The sequence below is a fragment of the Streptomyces sp. NPDC002499 genome (assembly GCF_053595415.1).
In genome coordinates this window covers 806,094-829,216 of the sequence record NZ_JBSFXO010000002.1, presented here as the reverse complement: position 1 = coordinate 829,216, position 23,123 = coordinate 806,094, and the positions used below count along the sequence as shown (strand labels likewise).

25 protein-coding genes and 1 riboswitch are annotated in these 23,123 nt (G+C 71.1%); of the genes, 15 read left to right on the top strand and 10 right to left on the bottom strand.

What is annotated here, in order from left to right:
• Window positions 1–226: hypothetical protein (locus ACWD5F_RS08155; protein ID WP_451252256.1), on the bottom strand; the 226-nt coding region annotated here is incomplete at its 3' end.
• Between ACWD5F_RS08155 and ACWD5F_RS08150 the strand changes: the two genes are divergently transcribed.
• The gene (locus tag ACWD5F_RS08150; protein WP_451252254.1) at window positions 225–776 is read left to right on the top strand and encodes an RNA polymerase sigma factor; all 552 of its coding nucleotides are present in this window, start codon (window positions 225–227) and stop codon (window positions 774–776) included. The two genes, ACWD5F_RS08155 and ACWD5F_RS08150, sit on opposite strands and share 2 nt — an antisense overlap.
• Window positions 769–1,746, top strand: coding sequence for a CU044_5270 family protein (locus tag ACWD5F_RS08145; protein ID WP_451252252.1), 978 nt, complete (start codon window positions 769–771; stop codon window positions 1,744–1,746). Before ACWD5F_RS08150 ends, ACWD5F_RS08145 begins: the two co-directional genes overlap by 8 nt.
• Here the strand turns inward: ACWD5F_RS08145 and ACWD5F_RS08140 are convergent, their stop codons facing one another.
• Window positions 1,747–2,595 carry a bifunctional 5,10-methylenetetrahydrofolate dehydrogenase/5,10-methenyltetrahydrofolate cyclohydrolase gene (locus ACWD5F_RS08140; RefSeq protein ID WP_451252250.1) on the bottom strand — a complete coding sequence of 283 codons (849 nt, stop codon included), beginning with the start codon at window positions 2,593–2,595 and terminating at the stop codon, window positions 1,747–1,749. It lies immediately after the preceding gene.
• Between the two features lie 22 nt (window positions 2,596–2,617).
• A riboswitch (ZMP/ZTP riboswitch) is annotated at window positions 2,618–2,701 on the bottom strand.
• Between the two features lie 204 nt (window positions 2,702–2,905).
• A complete protein-coding gene (locus tag ACWD5F_RS08135; protein WP_451252248.1) occupies window positions 2,906–3,271 on the bottom strand; it encodes a nuclear transport factor 2 family protein in 366 nt (121 codons plus the stop codon).
• Window positions 3,272–3,443: 172 nt separating this feature from the next.
• Here ACWD5F_RS08135 and ACWD5F_RS08130 point away from each other — a divergent pair, with 172 nt between their 5' ends.
• Entirely contained in the window at window positions 3,444–3,737 is a 294-nt protein-coding gene (locus ACWD5F_RS08130; protein WP_123996178.1) for a hypothetical protein, read from the top strand.
• A gap of 135 nt (window positions 3,738–3,872) precedes the next feature.
• Window positions 3,873–5,333, top strand: coding sequence for an aldehyde dehydrogenase family protein (locus ACWD5F_RS08125; protein WP_451252245.1), 1,461 nt, complete (start codon window positions 3,873–3,875; stop codon window positions 5,331–5,333).
• Between the two features lie 17 nt (window positions 5,334–5,350).
• Here the strand turns inward: ACWD5F_RS08125 and ACWD5F_RS08120 are convergent, their stop codons facing one another.
• Window positions 5,351–7,132: an ABC transporter ATP-binding protein gene (locus tag ACWD5F_RS08120; protein WP_451252243.1), complete on the bottom strand. Its 1,782-nt coding sequence runs from the start codon at window positions 7,130–7,132 to the stop codon at window positions 5,351–5,353.
• Window positions 7,133–7,184: 52 nt separating this feature from the next.
• Window positions 7,185–8,531, bottom strand: a complete 1,347-nt coding sequence (locus tag ACWD5F_RS08115; protein ID WP_451252242.1) for an FAD-binding protein — start codon at window positions 8,529–8,531, stop codon at window positions 7,185–7,187.
• A gap of 226 nt (window positions 8,532–8,757) precedes the next feature.
• Between ACWD5F_RS08115 and ACWD5F_RS08110 the strand changes: the two genes are divergently transcribed.
• The 4 genes from ACWD5F_RS08110 to ACWD5F_RS08095 all read left to right on the top strand — a co-directional run bounded on the left by ACWD5F_RS08110 (window position 8,758) and on the right by ACWD5F_RS08095 (window position 11,914).
• The gene (locus ACWD5F_RS08110; RefSeq protein ID WP_123996174.1) at window positions 8,758–9,843 is read left to right on the top strand and encodes an S-(hydroxymethyl)mycothiol dehydrogenase; all 1,086 of its coding nucleotides are present in this window, start codon (window positions 8,758–8,760) and stop codon (window positions 9,841–9,843) included.
• A complete protein-coding gene (locus ACWD5F_RS08105; protein ID WP_451252240.1) occupies window positions 9,843–10,472 on the top strand; it encodes an MBL fold metallo-hydrolase in 630 nt (209 codons plus the stop codon). Before ACWD5F_RS08110 ends, ACWD5F_RS08105 begins: the two co-directional genes overlap by 1 nt.
• Before the next feature lie 27 nt (window positions 10,473–10,499).
• Window positions 10,500–10,874, top strand: a complete 375-nt coding sequence (locus ACWD5F_RS08100; RefSeq protein ID WP_451252238.1) for a DUF4180 domain-containing protein — start codon at window positions 10,500–10,502, stop codon at window positions 10,872–10,874.
• An 89-nt stretch (window positions 10,875–10,963) separates the two neighbouring features.
• The gene (locus tag ACWD5F_RS08095; RefSeq protein WP_451252236.1) at window positions 10,964–11,914 is read left to right on the top strand and encodes an SDR family oxidoreductase; all 951 of its coding nucleotides are present in this window, start codon (window positions 10,964–10,966) and stop codon (window positions 11,912–11,914) included.
• 2 nt (window positions 11,915–11,916) lie between these two features.
• Here the strand turns inward: ACWD5F_RS08095 and ACWD5F_RS08090 are convergent, their stop codons facing one another.
• Window positions 11,917–12,453 (bottom strand): hypothetical protein, encoded by a 537-nt coding sequence (locus tag ACWD5F_RS08090; RefSeq protein ID WP_451252234.1) that lies wholly within the window; start codon window positions 12,451–12,453, stop codon window positions 11,917–11,919.
• 49 nt (window positions 12,454–12,502) lie between these two features.
• Here ACWD5F_RS08090 and ACWD5F_RS08085 point away from each other — a divergent pair, with 49 nt between their 5' ends.
• On the top strand, window positions 12,503–13,294 hold the full coding sequence (locus ACWD5F_RS08085) for an SDR family NAD(P)-dependent oxidoreductase (protein WP_451252232.1): 792 nt from the start codon (window positions 12,503–12,505) through the stop codon (window positions 13,292–13,294).
• Window positions 13,295–13,455: 161 nt separating this feature from the next.
• The gene (locus tag ACWD5F_RS08080) at window positions 13,456–14,154 is read left to right on the top strand and encodes a L,D-transpeptidase family protein (RefSeq protein WP_451252230.1); all 699 of its coding nucleotides are present in this window, start codon (window positions 13,456–13,458) and stop codon (window positions 14,152–14,154) included.
• Between the two features lie 31 nt (window positions 14,155–14,185).
• On the opposite strand, the gene ACWD5F_RS08075 is transcribed toward ACWD5F_RS08080, so the two are convergent.
• A complete protein-coding gene (locus ACWD5F_RS08075; RefSeq protein WP_451252228.1) occupies window positions 14,186–15,388 on the bottom strand; it encodes a Gfo/Idh/MocA family protein in 1,203 nt (400 codons plus the stop codon).
• A 175-nt stretch (window positions 15,389–15,563) separates the two neighbouring features.
• On the opposite strand from ACWD5F_RS08075, the gene ACWD5F_RS08070 reads away from it, so the two are divergent.
• Together ACWD5F_RS08070 and ACWD5F_RS08065 are read left to right on the top strand one after the other, a co-directional pair.
• Window positions 15,564–16,745 (top strand): ROK family protein, encoded by a 1,182-nt coding sequence (locus ACWD5F_RS08070; RefSeq protein WP_451252226.1) that lies wholly within the window; start codon window positions 15,564–15,566, stop codon window positions 16,743–16,745.
• 99 nt (window positions 16,746–16,844) lie between these two features.
• Window positions 16,845–17,030 (top strand): hypothetical protein, encoded by a 186-nt coding sequence (locus ACWD5F_RS08065; RefSeq protein ID WP_401715477.1) that lies wholly within the window; start codon window positions 16,845–16,847, stop codon window positions 17,028–17,030.
• A gap of 123 nt (window positions 17,031–17,153) precedes the next feature.
• Here the strand turns inward: ACWD5F_RS08065 and ACWD5F_RS08060 are convergent, their stop codons facing one another.
• The 3 genes from ACWD5F_RS08060 to ACWD5F_RS08050 form a co-directional block, all read right to left on the bottom strand.
• Entirely contained in the window at window positions 17,154–18,530 is a 1,377-nt protein-coding gene (locus tag ACWD5F_RS08060) for a S1 family peptidase (protein ID WP_451252223.1), read from the bottom strand.
• A 164-nt stretch (window positions 18,531–18,694) separates the two neighbouring features.
• The gene (locus tag ACWD5F_RS08055) at window positions 18,695–19,525 is read right to left on the bottom strand and encodes an SAM-dependent methyltransferase (protein ID WP_451252221.1); all 831 of its coding nucleotides are present in this window, start codon (window positions 19,523–19,525) and stop codon (window positions 18,695–18,697) included.
• A gap of 53 nt (window positions 19,526–19,578) precedes the next feature.
• The gene (locus ACWD5F_RS08050) at window positions 19,579–20,640 is read right to left on the bottom strand and encodes a DUF3800 domain-containing protein (protein WP_451252219.1); all 1,062 of its coding nucleotides are present in this window, start codon (window positions 20,638–20,640) and stop codon (window positions 19,579–19,581) included.
• 24 nt (window positions 20,641–20,664) lie between these two features.
• On the opposite strand from ACWD5F_RS08050, the gene ACWD5F_RS08045 reads away from it, so the two are divergent.
• Genes ACWD5F_RS08045 through ACWD5F_RS08035 form a run of 3 tightly spaced genes read left to right on the top strand, consistent with a single transcriptional unit; the run spans window position 20,665 to window position 23,074 of the window.
• Window positions 20,665–21,843 (top strand): MalY/PatB family protein, encoded by a 1,179-nt coding sequence (locus ACWD5F_RS08045; RefSeq protein WP_451252217.1) that lies wholly within the window; start codon window positions 20,665–20,667, stop codon window positions 21,841–21,843.
• Window positions 21,844–21,894: 51 nt separating this feature from the next.
• On the top strand, window positions 21,895–22,653 hold the full coding sequence (locus ACWD5F_RS08040) for a type 1 glutamine amidotransferase domain-containing protein (RefSeq protein ID WP_451252215.1): 759 nt from the start codon (window positions 21,895–21,897) through the stop codon (window positions 22,651–22,653).
• A gap of 10 nt (window positions 22,654–22,663) precedes the next feature.
• Window positions 22,664–23,074 carry a PPOX class F420-dependent oxidoreductase gene (locus ACWD5F_RS08035; protein ID WP_451252214.1) on the top strand — a complete coding sequence of 137 codons (411 nt, stop codon included), beginning with the start codon at window positions 22,664–22,666 and terminating at the stop codon, window positions 23,072–23,074.
• Window positions 23,075–23,123 lie beyond the last annotated feature (49 nt).

Sequence of the window (23,123 nt, the reverse complement as noted above, 5' to 3'; positions counted from 1 at the left end):
GCGCCATCACGCCGCCGATCAGGAAGAACGCGAACGACGTGACGAGATACAGCGTTCCGATGGTCTTGTGGTCCGTGGTGGTCAGCCACTTGATGCTCTTGACATGGATGTTCTTCACGCCCCGCCTGTGTCCGCTGCCGCCCCACCGGTCACACTCGGGGAACGCGAGGTGAATCACGGAATCGGGGTGTGACGTTTCGGCGAGTGCCGGACACGTACGGGACATGAGCAACGACGAGTTCTTCGCCGCTGCCTATCGCGAGCACTACTGGGCGGTCAGCCGCTATGTCGCGCGGCGACTGGACGGGCGTACCAGCGAGGTGGAGGAAGTGGTGGCGGAGGTGTTCACGGTCGCCTGGCGGCGCCGGACCGACCTGCCGGGGTCCCCCCTGCCCTGGCTGTACGGGGTGGCACGGAACTGCCTGGCGAACGCGGTACGCGGCCACGGACGCCGGCGCCGGCTGGTCGCGCGACTGGGCAACGACGAGACCGCGCACGGCCGGCAGGTCGTGGCCGGCCCCGACACCGATGCTCCGGGCGCCTGGGTGCACGAGGCGCTGGCCCGGCTCTCCGAGGCCGACCAGGAGGTACTGCGCCTGACGGCGTGGGAGGAACTGGCCGTCGACGAGGTCGCCGTCGTTCTCGGCTGCGGCCGTCGGGCCGCGGCGATGCGGCTGCACCGGGCCCGGCGCCGGCTCAGAGCCGAGATCGACCGCGCCTGCCCCGACGCCATCCGTCCCGACGCCACCCTGACCAAGGAACACGGCCATGGCTGACGACCTCGACCTCGACCTTCTGCGCCGCGCCAACCCCATGCCGGTCGACGGCCCCCACTACGGTGACGGCCCCCTCGACCACCACGCCGAGCGCCGCCTCGACCGGCTGCTGCACGAACGCCCCGTGGCGCGTCGCCGCACCCGACTCCTGTGGAGCCTCGCGGCAGTCGCCGTCGTCGCCACGACCGCGCTGACCCTGCTGCTCAGCGGCCCGAGCACCGCCCCCGCGGTCGCCGCCCCGCGCCCGCTGGTCGTCCAGGCCGACTCCACCCCCGTACCTCTGCGTCAACTGGCCGAGCTGGCCGGGGCGATCGCGACCGACGCCTCGCCCCGGCTGCGCAAGGGCACGCACGCCCAGTCCTGGAGCCTGGGCATGAGCGACGACAAGCCCCCGATCACCCTCCCGCAGGAGCGCGTCGTGCGCTGGAAGGCGGACGGCAGCCACACGGAACTCGTGGTCGCCACCGACCCGCGCCACCCCGGCCGACCCGTCCTGAGCGACGCGAACGGCGAACCGCACCTCGTCGAGGACGGCCACGTCATCAACCGCCAGACCTACCCGCCCAGTTGGAGCGACGCCCCGCCCGAGTCGCCACCTCCGCACGACCCCGAGAAGCTGCGCGCCTACCTGACGGAGGCCACGTACACGCACGGCACCATGACCACCCCGCAACTCCTTGACGCGGTCGGCGTGTTGCTCGACAACTGGACGCTCGGCGCGGCCGAGTCCACGGCGCTCGCCGAACTGCTCGCCGACGCCGAGGGACTGCGCCCTGTCGGTCAGGTGACCGACCGTCTCGGCCGACGTGGACAGGCCTACGTGTACGACGGGTCCGGCTACCGCCGCATGCTGATCATGGACCCGTCCACCGGAGTCGTCCTCGGCCTGGAGGCCGTCTACACGAAGGCCGTGCCCGAGTACGGGGTGAAGGCGGGCGCGGTCGCGGACTACAGCGCGTGGATGCGCTGATCACGCCCCGAGCTGCCGGGCGGCCGCGTCCACGGTCTGTTCGAGGAGCGTGGCGATCGTCATCGGACCGACGCCGCCCGGCACCGGAGTGATGAGGCCCGCGCGCTCCGCGGCCGAGTCGAAGTCGACGTCACCGACGTTGCCCGGGTTGTACCCGGCGTCGATCACGACGGCGCCGGGCTTGATGTCCGCCCCGCGGATCAGCCGCGGCCGGCCCACGGCGGCGACCACGATGTCCGCCTCCCGGACCACGTCCGACAGGTCCTTCGTCCGGGAGTGGCAGTACGTCACCGTCGCGTCGCGGGCGAGCAGCAGCATGCCCACCGGCTTGCCGAGGATCGCGCTGCGGCCGACGACCACGGCACGCCTGCCGGACGGGTCGACCTCGTACTCGTCGAGCAGTCGCAGGATGCCGCCGGGTGTGCAGGACACGAAGCCCGGCAGGCCGAAGCTCATCGTCGCGAAGGAGGCGAAGGTGACGCCGTCGACGTCCTTCTCGGGCGCGATCGCCTCGAACGCGGCCCGCTCGTCGATGTGTTCGCCCATCGGGTGCTGCAACAGGATGCCGTGCACACCGGGGTCGTCCGACAGGCCGCGCAGGGTGGCGATCAGTTCCTCGGTGGTCGTGGTCGCGGGCAGGGCCACGTGGCGGGACTCGATGCCGGCCTTGCGGCAGCGGTTCTGCTTCATGCGGACGTAGGTGACGGAGGCGGGGTCCTCGCCGACCAGGACGGTCGCGAGACACGGTGCGGCGCCCGTGCGGTCGGTGAGGTCGGCGGCCTTCTTGGCGGCGTCCTCGACGATGCGCCGGGCGAGGGAGGTGCCCTCCATGAGCCGGGCCTGAGACATGATCCACTCCTGGGCTGGATGACGGGATCGCCCAGGCGCACGGCAGTTGCTCTGCGAGGCCGCTCCCCGGTGGTGCTCCACCTCAGCGCCAGTCACGGCCCGGTACGAGCCTAACGTCTGCGGGTGGCACGCAGTGCGGGAGGGAGCGGACGCGGCCGGGCAGCCCGCAGGACCGACCGGAGAACGACGGCGGACACGCGCCGGCCCGCCGCGGAGCCCGGGCGTCGCCGTCTGGTCCCGCCCAGCGCGGACCGTACGGAGAAGGTCCAGGTCAGCCGCGAGCTGATCTGGACCCGCGCGGTTCTCCCGCCTACTCGTCCCATGCCTCGATCATGGTCTGTTCGGAGATCCTGCCGTCGCGCAACGTGATCATCGACTCGGACAGGACCCGCATCCCGTCCGGGTACCGGCAGGACTCGCTGAAGGCCGCGCTGTCGCCCTGGACCACGCACCTCTCCAGCTTGTGCGTCATGTCGCGGCTGTAGACGTCGCTCAGCATCCGGCCGATGGCGTCCCGGCCGTGCAGGACCGTGGGGTTGCTGGGCTGACTGTTGCGGTTGACGACGCGCAGTTCCGCGTCGTCCGCGTAGAGAGACAGAAGCGTCTCCGGTGTGTGTCCTTCGATGCCCCGGCGCAGTGTGTCGCTGTCGAACGCCGGGCGTGCCGCCGTGCCCATGGTGACCTCCCTGAAGGGCCGCGGCCCGACGGGGAAACGGGCCGCGGAGGACCTCACCTTTGAGCCTCCTCCGCCCCGGCACGCTCGGCAAGCGCAACCGCGCGCTGGGCCTGACGGGTGAGGAGCGCGCACGGGCCGTGACCGTCGGGCGCCGAGCGGCGTTGCTGAAAGCATGATCTCAACACGACGTATCGTCGCCGCCGTCGGTCTCGCCGCCGGTATCACCGGTCTCGCCGCGCCGATGGCGGGCGCGGCCGAGGCGGCCGCTCCGGACGCCGGGAAAATCAACCCCATCGCCACGCTCGACTCGCTCACCGTGAGCGACATCCCGGAGCAGCACAAGTCGGCGATCCCGCGGCCGTCCGGCCAGCTGCAGCAGCTGAACAAGCTCAACGACCTCAACCAGCTGCACCAGGTCACCGACCTCGCCGCCCCCGTGACCGGGCTGCTCGAGGGCATGGAGTAGTCGGCCGAACGTCGTACGTCCCAGTCGAGGGCCGCCCGGACCACCGGGCGGCCCTTGACATTGCCCGAGTCGAATCGCAGTCTTTCGTCAGGAATGTGAATACAGTTTCACCTGGCGAACGCAAAGGTGCGTACGATGCCCATCACCCGTGACCTGTTCATCGGCGGCAAGGACGTGCCCGCCGCCTCCGGCCGGACCGCCGAGGATGTGAATCCGTACACCGGCGAGGTGTACGCGACCGTGGCCGCCGCCGGCCCGGAGGACGTACGGCGGGCCGTGGACGCCGCCGACGCCGCCTTCGAGGAGTGGGCGGCGCTGGCGCCCTTCGCCCGGCGGGCGATCTTCCTCAAGGCGGCCGACCTGCTGGACGCCCGTGGCGAGCAGGTCGCCGAGCTGATGGCCCACGAGGCGGGCGGCACCCGGCCCTGGGCGTACTTCAACGTGGCCCTGGCCGCGAACATCCTGCGCGAGGCCGCCGCCGCGATCACCGCACCGCGCGGCGAGGTGCTCAGCGCCCAGGAGCAGGGCGCGCTCGGGCTCGCCGTGCGGGAACCGCTCGGCGTGGTGGCCGCGTTCGCGCCGTGGAACGCCCCGGTGATCCTCGGCGTACGGGCCGTCGCGGCGCCCCTCGCGGCCGGCAACACGGTCGTCGTCAAGCCCAGCGAGGACGCGCCGCTCGCCTGCGGATTCCTCGTCGCCGACGTGCTGCGCGAGGCCGGGCTGCCCGACGGCGTGCTCAACGTGGTCACCAACGCCCCTGAGGACGCGGCCGAGATCGCCGAGGCGCTCATCGCCGACGAGCGCGTGCGGGCCGTCAACTTCACCGGCTCCACCAATGTCGGCCGCATCATCGGCGAGCACGCGGCCCGTCATCTCAAGCCCGCCGTACTGGAGTTGGGCGGCAAGAACGCCGTGCTCGTCCTCGCCGACGCGGACGTGGACTACGCGGTCGACGCCGTCACCTTCAGCGTGTTCATGAACGCGGGCCAGATCTGCATGTCCGGCGACCGGATCCTCGTGCACGAGTCGCTGGCCGAGGAGTTCACCGCCAAGTTCGCCGCCAAGGTGGCCTCGTTGCAGGCCGGTGACCCGTCGGACCCGCACACCGTGGTGGGCCCGTTGGTGAGCACGTCGGCGGCGCGGCGGGTGGCCGGCCTTGTCGGGGACGCCGTGGCCAAGGGCGCGAAGGTCGTCGTCGGCGGGGGCGAGCCCGCGGAGGCCGTGCACCCGGCGACCGTGCTGAGCGAGGTGCCCAAGGACGCCGAGCTGTACTACGCGGAAGCCTTCGGGCCGGTCTGCGTGCTCGACACCTTCGCCGACGACGCCACCGCGGTGGCCGCCGCCAACGACACCGACAACGGCCTGACCTGCGGCATCATCACCGAGAACGCCACCCACGGGCTGGCCGTCGCACGCCGGATCCGGACCGGCATCGTGCACATCAACGACCAGTCCGTGGCCGACGAACCGCAGGCCCCCTTCGGCGGTGCGAAGGCTTCCGGGTACGGACGCTTCGGCGGTCGCTGGGGCATCGAGGCGTTCTCCAACACCCGCTGGGTGACCATCGCCACCCAGCAGGCGCACTACCCCTTCTAGGGATCGACGCCCAGGAATCAGCCCGCCGTCGCCAGGAACTGCGTGGCCGCCAGCTCCGCGTACAGCGGGTCGGCGGCCACCAGTTCGCGGTGGGTGCCCACGGCCCGTACCCGGCCCGCGTCCATCACCACGATCCGGTCGGCCGTCGTCACCGTCGACAGCCGGTGCGCGACGACCAACACCGTGGTCGTACGGGCGACATCGGCGACCGTGTCGCGCAGCGCGGCCTCGTTCACCGCGTCCAGCTGCGAGGTGGCCTCGTCGAGCAGCAGGAGCCGGGGGCGGCGCAGCAGGGCGCGGGCGATGGCCACGCGCTGCCTCTCGCCGCCCGAGAGCTTGGTGCCCCGGTGGCCGACGAGAGTGTCAACTCCCTTGGGCAGCTTGGCGATCAGGCCGTCCAGGCGGGTCGTCTTGAGCACCTTGGTGAGCGCGTCGCCGTCCGCCTCCGGGTTGCCCAGCAGCAGGTTGTCCCGCAGCGAGCCGGACAGCACCGGCGCGTCCTGCTCGACGTACCCGATCGCGGACCGCAGCCTCGGCAACTCCCAGTCGTCCAGGGGGAGTCCGTCGAGGGTGATCGTGCCCGACTCGGGGTCGTAGAACCGCTCGATGAGGGAGAACACCGTCGTCTTGCCCGCGCCGGACGGGCCGACGAACGCGGTCATGCCCTGGGCCGGTACGGCGAACGTCACGCCGTGGTGGACGTAGGGCAGGTCGTCGGCGTACCGGAAGCGGACGTCCGTGAAGGCGAGCGCGGCCGGTTCGGCGTCGCTGGTCGGCAACGCGGCGGGCTCGGCCGCCGGTTCGGCGGGCAGGCTCAGCGCCTCCTGGATGCGGGCGAGGGCCGCGGCGCCCGTCTGGTACTGGGTGATCGCGCCGACTACCTGCTGGATCGGCTGCATCAGATAGAAGACGTACAGCAGGAACGCGACCAGCGTGCCGACGTCGATGGCCCCCGTCGCGACCCGTGCCCCGCCCACCGCGAGCACCGTGATGAAGGCGATCTGCATCGCCAGGCCCGCCGTGTTGCCCGCCGCCGCCGTCCACTTGGCGGCCCGCACGCTCTGCCGCCACGACTCCTCGGCGGCCTCGTGCAGGGTGCGCTCCTCGCGGTCCTCGGCGCCGGACGCCTTGATCGTGCGCAGCGCGCCGAGGATCCGCTCCAGCGAGGCACCCATCACCCCGACCGCGTCCTGCGCCTGCCGGCTGGCCCGGTTGATGCGCGGGACGATCACGCCAAGGACCGTTCCCGCGCAGACGACCACGGCCAGGGTGACCCCGAGCAGCACCGGATCGACCAGGCCCATCATCACGATGGTCGCCACCAGCGTCAGCCCGCCCGTGCCCAGCCCCACCAGCGAGTCGGTGGTGACCTCGCGCAACAGGGTGGTGTCGGAGGTGATCCGGGCCATCAGGTCGCCCGGCTCGCTCCGGTCGACGGCCGTGATCCGCAACCGCAGCAGATACGACGACAGGGCGCGCCGCGCGCCGAGCACCACCGACTCGGCGGTGCGCCGCAGCACGTACGAACCCAGCGCGCCCAGCGCCGCGTTGGCCACCACGAGCGCGGACATCGCCAGCAGGGCACCGGTGATGGTGCGGTCGTGCGAGAGGTCGTCGATCAACCCCTTGGCCACCAGCGGCAGGAGCAGTCCGGTGGCGCCGGTGAGCAGCGAGAGCAGGGCGCCCGCGAGCAGCGTCCACCGGTGCGGCCGGACATAGGCGAGGAGCAGCCGCCAGGCGGGCGGGTCGGGCCGGGTCTCTACGATGCTCACTGCGCTCCTTCGACGGGCGGTGAGCATTCAGGCTACGTCGGCGGACACCTCGGCTGTCGCCCCGCCCGGTGGTAAGCGGTCACGGCCACATGCCGTACCCCCTGGTCAGGATGCGGTTCGTGTCGTGCAGGGCCTTGGCGCGGACCAAGTCCTCCCAGGCCGGGCCGTAGTGGGCCCGCCAGTCCTCGGGGGTCATCGGCAGTGCGCTGACCGGGTACAGGACTCCGCCGACGGTCCTCGCCCGGTCGTAGAGGGTTCGGTTCGCGGTGATCAACTCGCCCACTATGTCCGGGCGTTCCGGCGGTGCCGTGCGCATCAGGGAGAGCTGGCAGAGGAGTTCGCCGGGCGGGCGGCGCAGCAGCGGGGCGTGCAGGGCGCTGCCTGTGAGGGGGCGCAGCTGAACGGTTCCGCCGTCGCGCAACCCCTCCTGCGCGGTGGCCGCGAGTACCGACGGTACGAAGGAGACGGCGGCCTCCTCGGGGAGCAGCAACGTCAGCCATGGGTGCGGGCGTTGCCATTCGCCGGTGGCGCGCAGCAGGCGTTCGTCGCGGTCGAGGCGGTACAGGTACTCCGCGTAGGAGAGGTCCTCGATCTCCGCCGTGTCGTGTTCGTGGTCCAGGTCGCCGACGAACAGGCCGTCGTCGAAGGCGAGTTCGTCGACGTGTGGGGCCACCGCCTCGATCACGTACCTCCAGCCGCCGTCGAGTGCGGGCCGGGCCTCGCCCACGACATGGCTGAAGCGGGCGTCCCGGGCCAGCCGCCGCTGGTCGGCGAAGAACGTGCCGGGGGCGGGGTGGTGGAGACGGTAGCGGCGCACCACGGTCGGCGCGGGCACCAGCCGCAGCGTGGCCCGGACGATCAGCGCGCACTGGCCGAGCCCGGCCAGGACGGCGTGGAACAGCTCCGGTTCGACCTCGGGCGAACACACCACGCACTCGCCGGTGCCGGTGACCACCTCCAACTCCCGCACCCAGTCGGCGACCAGACCGAAGCGGTGGCTGGAGCCGCCGAAGCCGCCGGTGCTCAGCACCCCGCCGACGCTGCTGCCCAGGTGGTCGGGCAGCACCGGCGGCGCGAGACCCTCGGCGAGGGCGGCCCGTACGACATCCCGCCACAGGGCGCCCGCGCCGGTGACCAGCGTCCGCTCGCCGGGCACGCAGCGCACCGCGTCGAGCGGCGTCATGTCGACCACGTAACCGTCGTCCGCCTGGCTCTCGCCGTACAGGGCCTGGCCGCCGCCGCGCGCGGACACCGCGAGGCCCCGCGGGCCGGCGAAGGCGACGAGCTCGCGGACGGCGCCGGCGGACCGGGCCGCGAGGACACCGCGGGGACGGGAGTCCATGATGTGGCCGAAGTCGGCGGAGACACGGAGCAGGTCCTCGTCCTCGGCGGGCGTCGCGGGAATGATTCCGGGCGTGCTGTTCATGCCGCGCTCCTGCGGGAGTGGCTGTTCGGCTCCCGAGGGGAGAGCCGTGCTGGAATTCCGCTTGTCAACCTACGCAGACCCGGTGCGAGCAGGGACGATTCATAGCGAATTCTTGCCGGGGTCATGAAAAGCCGGCCCAACGAGGCCGTTCCTTACCGTGCCGCTCCTGATCAGTTGCACGTAGGGTCGAAAGGACGGATGTCGGTCGACGAAAGGGGTCCCCACCATGGCGCAGGAAGTACGTGGTGTGATCGCACCGGGCAAGGACGAACCGGTACGGCTGGAGACGATCGTCGTGCCCGATCCCGGCCCGGGTGAAGCGGTCGTACAGATCCAGGCCTGCGGGGTCTGTCACACCGACCTGCACTACAAGCAGGGCGGGATCAACGACGACTTCCCGTTCCTGCTCGGCCACGAGGCCTCCGGCATCGTGGAGTCCGTCGGCGAAGGCGTCACCGACGTCGCGCCCGGCGACTTCGTGATCCTCAACTGGCGAGCGGTGTGCGGGAACTGCCGGGCCTGTCTGCGCGGCCGCCCCTGGTACTGCTTCAACACGCACAACGCGAAGCAGAAGATGACCCTCACCGACGGCACCGAGCTCTCCCCGGCCCTGGGCATCGGCGCCTTCGCCGACAAGACGCTCGTCGCGGCGGGCCAGTGCACCAAGGTCGACCCGTCCGTCGCCCCGCAGGTGGCCGGGCTGCTCGGCTGCGGCGTGATGGCCGGCATCGGCGCCGCGATCAACACCGGGAACGTCGGCCGGGGCGACACGGTCGCCGTCATCGGCTGCGGCGGCGTGGGCGACGCGGCGATCGCCGGGTCGAACCTGGCCGGGGCCGCGCGGATCATCGCCGTGGACATCGACGACCGCAAACTGGAGACCGCCCGGACCATGGGCGCCACCCACACGGTCAACTCCAAGGAGACGGACCCGATCGAGGCCATCCGCGAGCTGACCGGCGGCTTCGGGGCCGACGTCGTCATCGAGGCGGTCGGTCGCCCGGAGACGTACAAGCAGGCGTTCTACGCCCGTGACCTCGCCGGAACCGTGGTGCTGGTCGGCGTACCCACGCCGGAGATGAAGCTCGAACTGCCGCTGCTGGACGTCTTCGGACGCGGCGGCGCGCTGAAGTCCTCCTGGTACGGGGACTGTCTGCCCTCCCGCGACTTCCCGCTGCTCATCGATCTCCATCTCCAAGGCCGCCTGGATCTGGGCGCGTTCGTGACCGAGACCATCGAACTGACCGACGTGGAGAAGGCCTTCGAGCGGATGCACCAAGGCGACGTGCTGCGTTCGGTGGTGGTGCTGTGATGGCCGCGCGCATCGAACACCTCGTCACCTCAGGGCAGTTCACGCTCGACGGCGGCACCTGGGACGTCGACAACAACGTGTGGATCGTCGGCGACGACCACGAGGCGATCGTCATCGACGCCGCGCACGACGCCGACGCCATCCTCGAAGCCGTCGGCGACCGGCGGCTCGTGGCCATCGTGTGCACCCACGCCCACAACGACCACATCGACGCCGCGCCCGCCCTGGCCGACCGCACGGGTGCCCCTATCTGGCTGCACCCCGACGACCTGCCGCTGTGGAAGCAGACCCACCCCGACCGGGACCCCGACGCGCACCTCGCCGACGGCCAGGTCATCGAGACCGCCGGCGCCGGCCTGAGGGTGCTCCACACCCCCGGGCACGCACCGGGCGCGGTCTGCCTCTACGACCCCGCTCTCGCGACCGTCTTCACCGGCGACACCCTCTTCCAGGGCGGCCCCGGCGCGACCGGCCGCTCCTACTCCCACTTCCCGACGATCATCGACTCCATCCGTGACCGTCTGCTCACCCTGCCGCCCGACACCAAGGTCCTCACCGGCCACGGCGACGGCACCACCATCGGCGCCGAGGCCTCGCACCTGGAGGAGTGGATCGCGCGCGGGCACTGAACCGGTGGGCCATTACGATCACCTGACATGACCACCAACACGCTCGTCACCCTGCACGGAGTGCGCGTCCTGCGCATCGCAGCCGAAGGCCCGCCGCTCGACGGTGAGCAGGCCGCGCTCGACCTGATCGGCGACGCGATGGGGCAGGAAGCCGAACTCGTGGCGGTGCCCGTCGAGCGGGTCGCGGACGAGTTCTTCCGGCTGCGGTCCGGGGTGGCGGGCGCGGTCGTGCAGAAGTTCGTGAACTACCGCCAGCGCCTGGTGATCGTCGGAGACGTGTCCCGGCACGTCTCCGCGAGCACCGCCCTGCGCGACTTCGTGCACGAGACCAACCAGGGCGGACAGGTGTGGTTCCTGGCGGACGAGGACGCGCTCGACGCGAGGTTGCGGCCGGCCGGGTGAAGACCCGCCAATAGGCGACAGAAGATGTCCGGCTTTCCCGAGATCCTCGACGTAGAAGCACACACACGACGGGAAACGGGAGGTCGGACATGTCCGCGCCGCAGAAGGACAAGGCACCGCTGACGGACAAGGCGCCGCTGAAGGACAAGGTCGCGCTGGTCGCCGGGGCGACGCGAGGCGCCGGACGCGGGATCGCCGTGGAGCTCGGCGTGGCCGGTGCCACGGTCTACGTCACCGGCCGCAGCACCCGCGAGCGCCGCTCCGAGTACGACCGCCCCGAGACCATCGAGGACACCGCCGACCTCGTCACCGAAGCCGGCGGCCACGGCATCGCCGTACCCACCGACCATCTCGACCCGGCCCAGGTCCGCACCCTCGTGGACCGCATCGCGGACGAGCAGGGCCGGCTCGACGTCCTCGTCAACGACATCTGGGGCGCCGAGAACCTCTTCGCATGGGACGCCCCCGTCTGGGAGCACGACCTCGACAAGGGACTCAAGCTGCTCCGGCTCGCGGTCGAGACGCACGCGATCACCAGCCACCACGCCCTGCCCCTCCTCCTGCGCAACCCCGGCGGACTCGTCGTCGAGGTCACCGACGGCACCGCGGAGTACAACCGCGACACCTACCGCGTCTCCTTCTTCTACGACCTCGCCAAGACGTCCGTGCTGCGCATGGCCTTCGCCCTCGGCCACGAACTCGGCCCGCGCGGCGCCACCGCCGTCGCCCTCACCCCGGGCTGGCTGCGCTCGGAGATCATGCTCGGCCACTACGGCGTCGGGGAGGACAATTGGCGTGAAGCCCTCAAAACAACCCCGCACTTCGCGATCTCCGAGACCCCGCGTTACGTCGGTCGCGCCGTCACAGCCCTGGCCACCGACCCCGAGGTGGCCCGCCGCAACGGCCAGTCCTTCTCCAGTGGCGGTCTCGCCCAGGAGTACGGCTTCACCGACCTGGACGGCAGCCGCCCGGACGCCTGGCGCTACCTCGTCGAGGTGCAGGACACGGGCAAACCGGCGGACGTGACCGGCTACCGCTGAGGTCAGGCGGCCGGGAGCTGCGGCAGCGGCCAGCGCGCGGAGTGACCAGGCCCCAGGTCCAACTCCTCGCGCACGGCCGCGTAGTAGCCCTGCCGTCCGGCCCGCTGCCGCTCCAGCAGTGCCTGCCACGCCTCGGGATCCCGCGTGCCCTCGCGCAGGAACCGCTCCATCGCCAGCACCGTGGCGACCCACGCCCGGGCCTTCTCCACCACGTCCGGACTGCCCAGCAGGAGCAGCGTCTCCCCGGCCGGGTCCCGGGCGAGCCCGGCCTCGGCGATCAGCGGTGCCGCCTCCTCGGGCGACAGGGGATGCGGATGCGGGTCGTTGCCCAGGTGCGAGGCCACGCGGTAGGTGAGCGTGACCGTCTTCTTCAGCACGCGCGCGTAGTCGCTGTAGACGGCCAGTCGCCGCTCCTCCCAACGGGCCTCCCGCTCCCGGCGGTACCGCGCCTGATCACCCCGGACGACGGCCAGATACGAACCGAGCGCGCCGATCACCACACCTATGAGCGCGGGCAGTTGCTGCATGAACGCTGACATGGGCGCACGGTATCTGCCCAGTTGATCGTTTCGGGAGTAGGTTCGGCCCATGGCTGACACGAAGCGCTTCGAGGGGTACGGAGTCCTGGTCACCGGCGCGGCCCGAGGCATCGGCGCCGCCATCTCCCGGCGGCTCGCGGGGGAGGGGGCGCGGGTCCTGATGACCGACGTCGACGGGCCCGAGGCGGCGAAGACCGCGGACGTGCTGCGCGAACAGGGGCTCACCGTCGAGGCGTTGGAGTGCGACGTGGCCGACCGTACGTCCGTGGAGGCGGCCGTCGCGCATGCCGTCGAGGCCTTCGGCTCGCTGGACGTCCTGGTCAACTGCGCGGCCCACTGCACGCCCGACCCGCCGCTCCTGGAGGACGGAACGGACGAGGCGTGGGCCAGTGACATCGACATCACCCTGACCGGCACCTACCGCTGCTGCCGCGCCGCTCTCCCGCACCTGGCCGCCTCCGGGCGCGGTGCCGTCGTCTCCATCGGCTCGGTGAACGGCATGGTGGACTTCGGCAACCAGGGCTACAGCGCGGGCAAGGCGGGCCTGGCCTCCCTGACCCGCACCCTCGCCGGGCACGCGGCTCCGCGAGGGGTGCGCGTCAACCTCGTGGTGCCGGGGACGATCCGCACCTCGGCCTGGGAGGGACGGGAGGACGAGCTGGCGGAGATCCGCCCCCTCTACCCGCTGGGCCGGATCGGCGAGCCCGACGACATCGCCTCCGCCGTCGCCTTCCTGGCCTCCCGGGACGCGTCCTGGATCACCGGCACCTCACTCGTGGTCGACGGCGGCATCACAGCGGTGAGCCCTGGTTTCACGGAGAGGCTCCGACCCCGTCCGTGACATCGGACGATGGACGATTGTCACCGTTTCGTCGCAGCGTGCCCAGCCGTACAACGAACCGGACGGGGCACCGGTCTAGGTGGATGAGATCGCAGGAATGTACTCGGTCGCAGGACCGTGAGAAGTGGTCGCAGGACCGCAAGAAGGGGAATGGGCCCACCATGGGGGACATACGCAGACGGGGCGCCGTCGCACTGGGGATCACCGGACTCGTCGTACCGCTCGGACTCGCGCTCGGCACCGCGCCCGCGCAGGCGGCCACGAACTGCACCACGCAGGCCGGGCCCTATCAGAAGAAGGTGGAGAAGTTCCTCGGCCGGCCGGTCGACGGCAAGCAGTCCACCGCCGACTGCAAGGCCATCAAGGCCTTCCAGACCAAGCACGGCATCACGCCGAACATCGGTTACGCGGGCTCCGTCACCTGGGGCGTGATGAACCTGATGAACAAGCAGAAGGCGGTCGGGAACAACCCGAACCGGGACGGCAAGTGCCCCACCAACAAGGGCCGGATCGCCTGCGTCAACCTCACCCTCCAGCTCAGCTGGATCCAGGACGGCAACAGGCTCGTCTACGGCCCGGTCCCGGTCCGCACCGGACGCAACGGCTACGAGACCCGCACCGGTCTGAAGAAGATCTACTGGCGCGACATCGACCACGTCTCGAACATCTACGACGTGCCCATGCCCTACAGCCAGTTCTTCGACGGCGGCCAGGCCTTCCACTCGGTCAACCTCAGCATGTGGAACCCGCCGGGCTCGCACGGCTGCGTCAACATGACCAAGACCACCGCCAAGAAGTACTGGTCGCTGCTGAAGAAGGGCGACGACGTCTTCGTCTACGGCCGCAAGCCGGGCACCTGATCGCAACGGGCACCCGGCTCACGGGAGTTCGTCACGCCTCGGGCGCGTCTCCGAAGTCCGGGATGTCCAGCCTGGCCCCGCCCTGCCGCGCCGAGTCGTGCGCGATGATGCCCGGCAGGGTGTAGCGGGCGGCGACCCATGCGTTCACCGAGGGCAGGGTGCCGGTGTTGACCGCGGTCACGAAGTCGTCCGCCAGGAAGTGGTGGCTGCCCTCGTGGCCGTTGTGCAGGTGGTCGAACTCCCGCGGCAGCCGCGCCCGGTCGTGCACCGGTGCCGACCCTGAGGTGAAGGCGGCCCGAAGATCCGGCGCGATGTGCTGGAGTGACGGGTCGTCAGGAGACATGGTGGGCTTGGGCTCCAGCAGTTCGCTGATGTCCTGCACCCCCTTCTTGTCCTGCCAGAAGGCCACCGTCGCGAGCTGCTCCATGCTCGCGTCGGTCCCGAAGAACCGGAAACGCGACTCCCTGATCTGCGAGGGATAGCCCACCCGCCGGAACTCGTTCGTGCGGAACGAACCGCCGCCGGCCACCTCGAACAGCGCGGTGGCGTTGGAGAAGTCGTTGCCGAACTGGCTGACCTCCTTGTCGAACACCCCGTCCCCGCGCTCGTCGACGACCCCGATCGCCGACACGCTCACCGCGTGCGTCTGCCAGGCGCCGAGCACCCCGCCGACCGAGTGCGTCGGGTACAGCAGCGGGGGATAGCTGGCGGTCGCCTTCCAGTTCTCGCCGCCGCTGTACTGGTACGCCTCGTAGAACCCCAGGTCCATGTCGTGGACGTAGTCGCCCTCGGCGTAGAAGATCCGCCCGAAGGCGCCCTCGGCGATCTGGTTGCGCGCGTGCACGGTCGCCGGGTTGTACTGGCTGGTCTCGCCCATCATGTACGTCAGTCCGGTGGTGCGGACCGTGTCGATGATCGCGGCGATCTCGTCGGTGGTGATCGCCATGGGGACCGCGGAGTACACGTGCTTGCCGGCGTTCAGGCCCTGCAGCACCAGCGGGCCGTGCGTCCAGCGCTGCGTGAAGATCGCGACCGCGTCCACGGCCTCCGACTCCAGCATCGCCTCGTACGACGGGAAGGTGCCGGCCAGCTGCTGGGCGTCGACGAGCTGCTGGGCGCGCTCGGGCAGCAGGTCGGTGACGTAGACGTCTCTGACGCCGGGATGGGCATGGAACAGGGTGGCGAACTGGCCGGAGAACTGCCCGGCGCCGACGATGCCGATCGAGAACGTCATGTGAGGCGTGTCCTTCGCTGGTCGAGAATCCTCGCGCCACTTACTTTTGTTGCGAAAGAATCATCTCGTCAAGATGTCTGCGGGAATGGGCTGACATCTTTGCTTGCGCATCCCGCGGCCCTAGGGTGTGCCTGTTGCTTCTACGGTGAAACTAATCATGGGGAGAACGACGTCCATGACCACGCATGCCGCCAGTTGGCTCCCGCTGAGCACGGGTGAGCGTTCGGTGGCGATCGAGGTGCTCGTCCACGGGCCGCTGTCGCGCACCGAACTCGCCCGCAGGCTCTGTCTGTCCGCGGGCAGCCTCACCCGGCTGACCAAGCCGCTGATCGAGTCGGGCCTGCTGATCGAGGTCGCCGAGGCCGGCGCGGGCCTCGGCTCCGGTTCCGGTTCCGCGGAGGTGCGCCAGGGTCGCCCCTCGCAGCCGCTGGACGTGGTCGCCGAGTCCCGCTCCTTCATCGGCTTCAAGATCACCGCCGACATGGTCTACGGCGTCGTCACCACCCTCAGGAGCGACATCGTCGCCCGCCACGACCGCCCGCTGGAGTCCCGCGAGCCGGAGCGGGTCGCCGACCTGCTCGCGGAGATGACCAAGGAACTCACCCACGCGCACCAGGGCCTCGCCGGCATAGGGGTCGGGGTCGGCGGCCTGGTGGCGAACCGTACGGTGGTGCGCGAGTCGCCGTTCCTGCTGTGGCGGGACGTCCCGCTGGCCGAACTGGTGCGGGAGCGCACCGGGTTGCCCGTGGTCGTCGAGAACGACGTCGCCGCACTGGTCGAGGCCGAGACCTGGTTCGGCGCCGGCCGCGGCCTGGACCGCTTCGTCGTCCTGACCATCGGCGCCGGGATCGGCTACGGGCTGGTCCAGGGCGGCAGACGGGTGCCCAACGCCGAGGAGGACCGCGGCTTCGGCCGGCACTGGATCCTCGCTCCCGACGGACCGCTCACTCCCGACGGGGAGCGCGGCAGCGCCGTGTCGCTGCTGACCATCGGCAACATCCGCTACCAGATCAACGCGGCCACCGGCCGTGACCACAGTTACGAGGAGATCCTCGCGCTGGCCGCCGCCGGCACCCCCGGGCCGGCCCGCGTGATCGGCGAGGCGGCCCGCGCGCTGGGCATCCTGGTCGCCCACATCGCCAACTTCGCGATGCCGCAGAAGATCCTGCTGGCCGGCGAGGGCGTCGGCCTCATGGATGTGGCCGGGGACACGGTCGAGGAGACCGTCCGCACCCACCGGCACCCGCTGGCGCCCCGGGTCGCGCTGGAGACGAAGGTGTCCGACTTCCACGACTGGGCCCGCGGCGCCGCCGTGCTGGCCATCCAGGTCCTGGTGCTGGGACCTGCGCAGACGTGAATTCCGGACGGACGGTGGCTGATACACGTGATCAGTAACACGGTCCGAATTGCCGGTTTATCTGCCGGTTACTCACAACGCCTTCACCCGTCGGGCCGTATGCTTCACACCATGTCCACCACTGTTGAACCCGCCTCCGATCGCTCGGCAGACGAGGTCAACGAGGAGATCCGGGCCCTGTGGCACCGGTCGGGCGGGACACTGAGTGGCGAGCAGCGCAAGGAGTACCAGCGGCTCGTGCTGGAGTGGGCCGCCGCGGCCCCGCAGCCGGCGCACGCGGCCTGACCCGCACGCCGACCGGAGCCCCCCGAGCCTCGACCGACCTCGAGCCTCGACCTCGACGACCTTGCCAGGACCACGACCTACGCGGGCACCCGATCCGACCGGACGGGTGCCCTTTCCCTTGCGTCACCCCCACATCGCCCGGTACTGGCGCTGATACGCCTTGCGGTCCTGCTCGGCGCGGATGAAGCGGGTGGCCACCAGCGCGACCAGGCTGCCCGCGATCACCAGCAGGCCGGGACCGACATTCTTGGGGTCCGTGAGCTGCGACACGAACGTCTCGCCGGTGAGGCCCGACGAGGGAGCCGAGGAACCCGGAGAGGTCGAACCGGGGGCGATCGCGCTGTGCGTCGCCGAGGCCGCCGGTGTCGGTGCCTGCGAACCGTTCTGCCCGGCCGCCTGTTTCGACACGATCATCTGGACGTTGAGCGCGGTCATCGCCTTGGTCACCGGCTGGAAGAACGTCGTACCGCCCGAGGTGCAGTCGCCGCTGCCGCCCGAGGTGATGCCCAGCGCGATGCCCTCGGAGAACATCGGGCCGCCGCTGTCCCCGGGCTCGGCGCACACATTGGTCTCGATCAGACCGGTCACCGTGCCCTCGGGGTAGTTCACCGTCGCGTTCAGCCCCGTCACCTGCCCGTCGCGCAGACCGCTGGTGCTGCCGCTGCGGAACACCCGCTCGCCGACCGACGGATCGCCCACGCCGGTGATCCGCACGCCGTTGCCGTTGCCGATGGAGACGACGTCGGCCCCCGCGCCCGCCGTGCCGCTCGCGTACTGGACCAGTGAGAAGTCACTGCCGGGGAAGTTCTGCTGGACCGTCTTGCCCACCTGCTGGGTGCCCTGGTCGTCCGCGAACCAGAGCGAGCCGGTCGGTCCGCAGTGGCCTGCGGTGAGAATGAAGTCGCTCTGCCCGTTCGTCACGTTGAAGCCCGCCGAGCAGCGACCGCCGGTCGACAGGATCGGCTGCGCGCCGTTGAGCCGGGTGGTGAAGGCGCCCTGGGTACGCTCCGTCTTCACGAAGGTGCCGATGTTTCCCGCGACCTGGGTCATCTTCGACCAGTCGGAGGAGGACACGGTGGTGTCGCCCTGCACCACCACCTGGTTGTTGCGGTAGTCCATCACCCAGGCCGTGCCGGGCACCCGGGGTGCCGAACGCAGCGTCGAGGCGGCCGACTTGAGCTCGTTCATGCTGTGGCTGACCACCTTCGCCACGACCCCGGCCCGCTCCACCTCGGCGGCCGTCTTCTCGTCGGTCACGGCGACGACCGGTTTCCCGTCGGCGCCGATCCAGTTGCCCGCCGTACGCGAGGCACCGAGCCGGGCGGCGAGTCGGGCACCCTCGTTCGTGGCGGTGTCCTTGGAACTGAACGGGACGGCGGACGTGCCGGAGGGTTCGCTCGCCATGGCGGCCTGCGTCACCATCGCTCCTCCCAGGAGGAGTCCGCCGACTGCCGCCAGCCGTGTAACCCGCCGGACGATCCGTCGTCGTGCGTGCCTCATCAATGGCTCCCGAACCCCGAACGCGCGGCCTCAACACCGCGGGGCGCTCCGGTCGTTGAGTGCCCTCTCTCCTTAACGGGTGCGGAGGCGGAGGCGTTCAGAGCGCGCATGATCTTCTCGCCCGTCCCGCGGGCCGCCCGTGCATCGCACGCGCCCGCCCCGGCTCACGGCTTGCGGCCCACCCCGCCGTACATCGCCACCTCCTGCGGCACGGCCTCCGGAGGCCCCTCCGGGCGCCAGCGCGAGCACGACACCACCCCGGGCTCCAGCAGCTCGAGGCCGTCGAAGAAGCGGGCCACGTCCTGCGGGCTGCGCTGGGTGAGGGACGGGATGCCGCGCTCGTTCCAGAACCTGACCGCCTCGTCCATGTCCGGGATCGCCGGGCTGCTGATGGTGTGTGACAGGACGAGGTGGCTGCCGGCCGGGAGAGCGTCCAGGTAGCGGCGGACGACGGCGTACGGATCCTCCTCGTCGGGCAGGAAGATGACCACCCCCAGCAGCATGAGAGCCACCGGCCGGCTGAAGTCCAGTGTCCTGGCGGCCCGTTCCAGGACCGTGTCGACGTCACGCAGGTCCGCGTCGAGGTGGTCCGTGCGGCCCTCGGGTGAACTCGTGAGCAGGGCGCGGGCGTGGGCCATGACGAGCGGGTCGTTGTCGACGTAGACGATCCTGCTGTCCGGGGCGTGCCGTTGGGCGATCTCGTGGGTGTTGTCGGCCGTGGGCAGTCCGGTGCCTATGTCGAGGAACTGGCGGATGCCCGCCTCGGTGACGAGGTGACTGACGGCGCGTCCCAGGAACTGCCGGTCGGCGTGGGCGTAGTCGTGGATGGCCGGATGCAGTTCACGGATGCGGTCGCCGGCCACCCGGTCGACCTCGTAGTAGTCGCCGCCACCGAGCCAGTAGTTCCAGATCCGGGCCGCGTGCGGGCGCAGGGTGTCGATGCGTCCGCGCAGCGTCGCGGCGGGGTCGTCCGTGGCTGGGATGTGCTCCGTCACGGGGTCAGCTCCTGGAGGGCCTGGTGGGGGGAGCGGATATGTCAAGTGGCAATCTAGACTGCCGAGTTGATGTCTGCCGAGGGAACCGCGTGGGTTGTTTTCCCGGCAACTTCCGGCGCGGTCCCGCCCTCGGTGTTCCCCGTGCCGTCACCCGCCAGCAGCGCCCAACTGCGCTCGTCCCCCCACGCCGACGCCGGGTCGACGTACGGGCGCAGCAAGGCGGTCAGTTCCGGGTCCGACCGTCGGTTCAGCACGTCCGAGGCGATCTTGCGGGCGATCCCGGCGAGGTAGTCGGCGACCTGCACGCGCGCGTCCAGGCGCGAGTGCACCAGGTGCACCTCGCCGAGTCCGACTCCGGACCGCCGCGCCGTCTCCTGGATCCAGGCGATCCGTTCCGGCGTCAGCATGTTCTGCCGGTCGTGCGTCAGCTGCACCGTGCGACCATCCGCGCTCCAGTACGCGGCCGTGCCCACGATCGCCGGCAGCAGGGGATTGAGGACGGGGACCAGAACCGGTCCGGACAGGACCCGGGCCCGATAGGCGTCGGCGCGCGGGCGGGCCGCCGCGAGCCGCTCCAGGATCCCCGCGAGGTCCGTACCGGGATGCGCGCGCCGCAGCGCCTCCACCGTCCGGAAGAAGCCGTCGACGGGTTCGCCCGGTTCCCCGTCGTTCCTGATCCGCAGCAGTCGGTTGGCCGCCTGGAGGAAATCCCGCCACCGCTCCTCGCCGAGCACCCGCGGGCCTTCGCGGAACAGGGCGAGCCCCTCGGAACCGCCGCCGAGCAGCAGGTCGGCGACCCGGTCCACGACGAAGAAGGTCTTCTCGGTGAGATGCACCTTCGCGTCCCCGTGGATCGGCCCCGCCGGCGCGAGCAGCCACTCCAGCACCGCCCGGTGTTTCTCCCGCAGCAGGTGGTTGGCCTTGTACTCCTCGGCGGGCGAGCGGATGCGGTCCCGGATCTCCTGCACGTACGCGGCGGCGGAATCCATCGGCAAGCGCACACCGGCGTGCGCGAACACGTCCGTGTTCCCGCCGGTGAGATTCTCGCCGTCCGACCCCGACTCGTCGCAGGCGATCTCCACCACCCGCGGCTCGTACGCGTCGTTCCAGGTCACACCAGGGCCCCCTATCTTGAGCGCATGACCAGGATCGCGCACCACACCACAGGTGAGGCAAACCCTTTGTGCGCCCTCACCCTCGACCGCCTCCGATGTCGTACGAGCATGAAGTGGCGCACCTACCCGCCGGACGTACTGCCCCTGTGGGTGGCCGAGATGGACGTGCCGCTCGCCGCACCCGTGGTGCGCGCGGTCACCGACGCGCTCGCGCTCGGCGACACCGGATACCCGGCCGGCACCGCCTACGCCGAGGCGCTGGCCGAGTTCGCCGAGAAGCGGTGGGGGTGGGACGGGTGCGCGGTGGAGCGCACCGCGCTCGTGCCCGACGTGATGATGGGCATCGTCGAGATGCTGCGACTGGTCACCGGGAACGGGGACCCGGTGGTGGTCAATCCGCCCGTGTATCCGCCGTTCTTCCAGTTCATCGAGCACATGGACCGACGCGTGGTCGAGGCGCCGCTCGGCCCCGACCTGCGCATCGACCTCGAGGTGCTGGAGGAGGCCTTCCGACAGGCGGTCGCGGGCGGCGGGCGGGCCGCCTACCTGCTGTGCAGCCCGCAGAACCCGACCGGCACGGTGCGCACCGCCGACGAACTGGCCGCGGTCGCCGCCCTCGCCGAGCGGTACGGGGTGCGCGTGGTCGTCGACGAGATCCACGCACCGCTGATCGCCTCCGGCGTGGACTTCGTGCCGTACCTGAGCGTGCCCGGCGCCGAGCGCGGCCTGTCGCTCATGTCCGCGTCCAAGGGCTGGAACCTGGCAGGGCTGAAGGCCGCGCTCGCCGTGGCGGGTCCGGCGGCCGCGGCCGACCTCGCCCGGCTGCCCGAAGAGGTCGGCCACGGGCCCAGCCACGTCGGCGCCATCGCCCACACCGCGGCCCTGCGGGACGGCACCGCGTGGCTCGACGCGCTGCTCGCCGGGCTCGACGAGAACCGGCGGCTGCTGACCGACCTCCTCGCCGCACACCTTCCGTCCGTCGACTGCCGTCCAGGCGAGGCCACTTACCTCGCCTGGCTCGACTGCCGCGCACTCGGCCTCGGCGCCGACCCGGCCGACGTCTTCCTGGAGCGGGGGCGGGTGGCACTGAGCCCCGGGACCCGCTTCGGCACCGGCGGGGCGGGACACGTACGCCTGAATCTGGCGACCTCGCCGGAGGTGATCGAGGAGGGCGTACGGCGCATGGCGGCGGCCCTCGGCTGAGCGCTGCCGGGGGTGTCATGCCCACGTGACGCCGGCTGCCATGATGAGCTCATGCGTGTGCTGATGCCGCTTCCCGACCACGACTTCGACGTCACCGAGGTCGCCGTGCCCTGGCGGGTGCTCACCGACGCGGGGCACGAGCTCGTCTTCGCCACCGAACGCGCCGGGACCCGGCCCGCCGCCGACCCGCGCCTGCTGACCGGCGTGATCTTCGGGCAGCTCGGTGCGGCGGAGGAACCCAAGCGGTTCTACGAACAGCTCACCCAGGCACCGGAGTTCGGCGCCACCGTGGCCTGGGCCGACGAGGATGTGACGTCGTACGACGGGCTGTTGCTGCCCGGCGGGCACGCGCCCGGCATGCGGCAGTACCTCGGCTCGGCCGAACTGCGGCGCCAGGTCGCGCGGTTCTGGGCGCTGGGCCGGCCCGTCGGCGCGATCTGCCACGGCGTCCTGGTGCTGGCCCGTACCGAGGAACCGGCCACGGGACGCAGTGTTCTGACGGACCGTCGGACGACCTGTCTGCCCAAGTACATGGAACGCGGCGCCTACTTGAGCACCGCCTGGCGGCTGGGCCGCTACTACCGCACCTACCCGGCGTACGTCGAGGACGAGGTGCGGGGCGCGCTCGGCGACCCGGGCGCGCAGTTCGTACGCGGTCCCCGGGAGCTGACCCGGCGCGGCACGGCGAGCGACGACACGCACGCCTTCGTCGTCGAGGACGGCACCTATCTGTCGGCGCGCTGGCCCGGCGACGCCTACCTCTTCTCCCGCCGCTACCTCGCACTGCTGCGTTCCACCGCCGGTGCATAGACTGCGCGCCATGGACGACTCCACGCTGGACCGGCTCGCCTCGGGCAAGTACCTGCTGGTCACCAGCTACCGCAAGAACGGCACCACGGTCGCCACCCCGGTGTGGGTGGTGCGCGACGGGGACACCCTCGGCGTGTGGACGGTGGCCGACTCCTGGAAGGTCAAGCGGATCCGGGCCCGGGGCGACATCCTCGTCGGCCCCTGCGACGTACGCGGCAATCCGACCGGCGACTCCGTGCCGGCCACCGCCGAGATCACCGACGCGGCGACCGTCGCCCACTACCGCACCCTCATCACCCGCAAATACGGCCTCATGGGCCGGTTCACGCTCCTCGGCAGCAGGCTGCGGCGTGGCCTCGACGGCACCGTCGGCATCCGCGTGCGCCTGGTCGGACCGGAGCCCGGCACCGCCGCCGAATGACGAACCGCGCGGCACTCCGGTTCCCGGCTTCGGGATTCCGGGGGAGTGC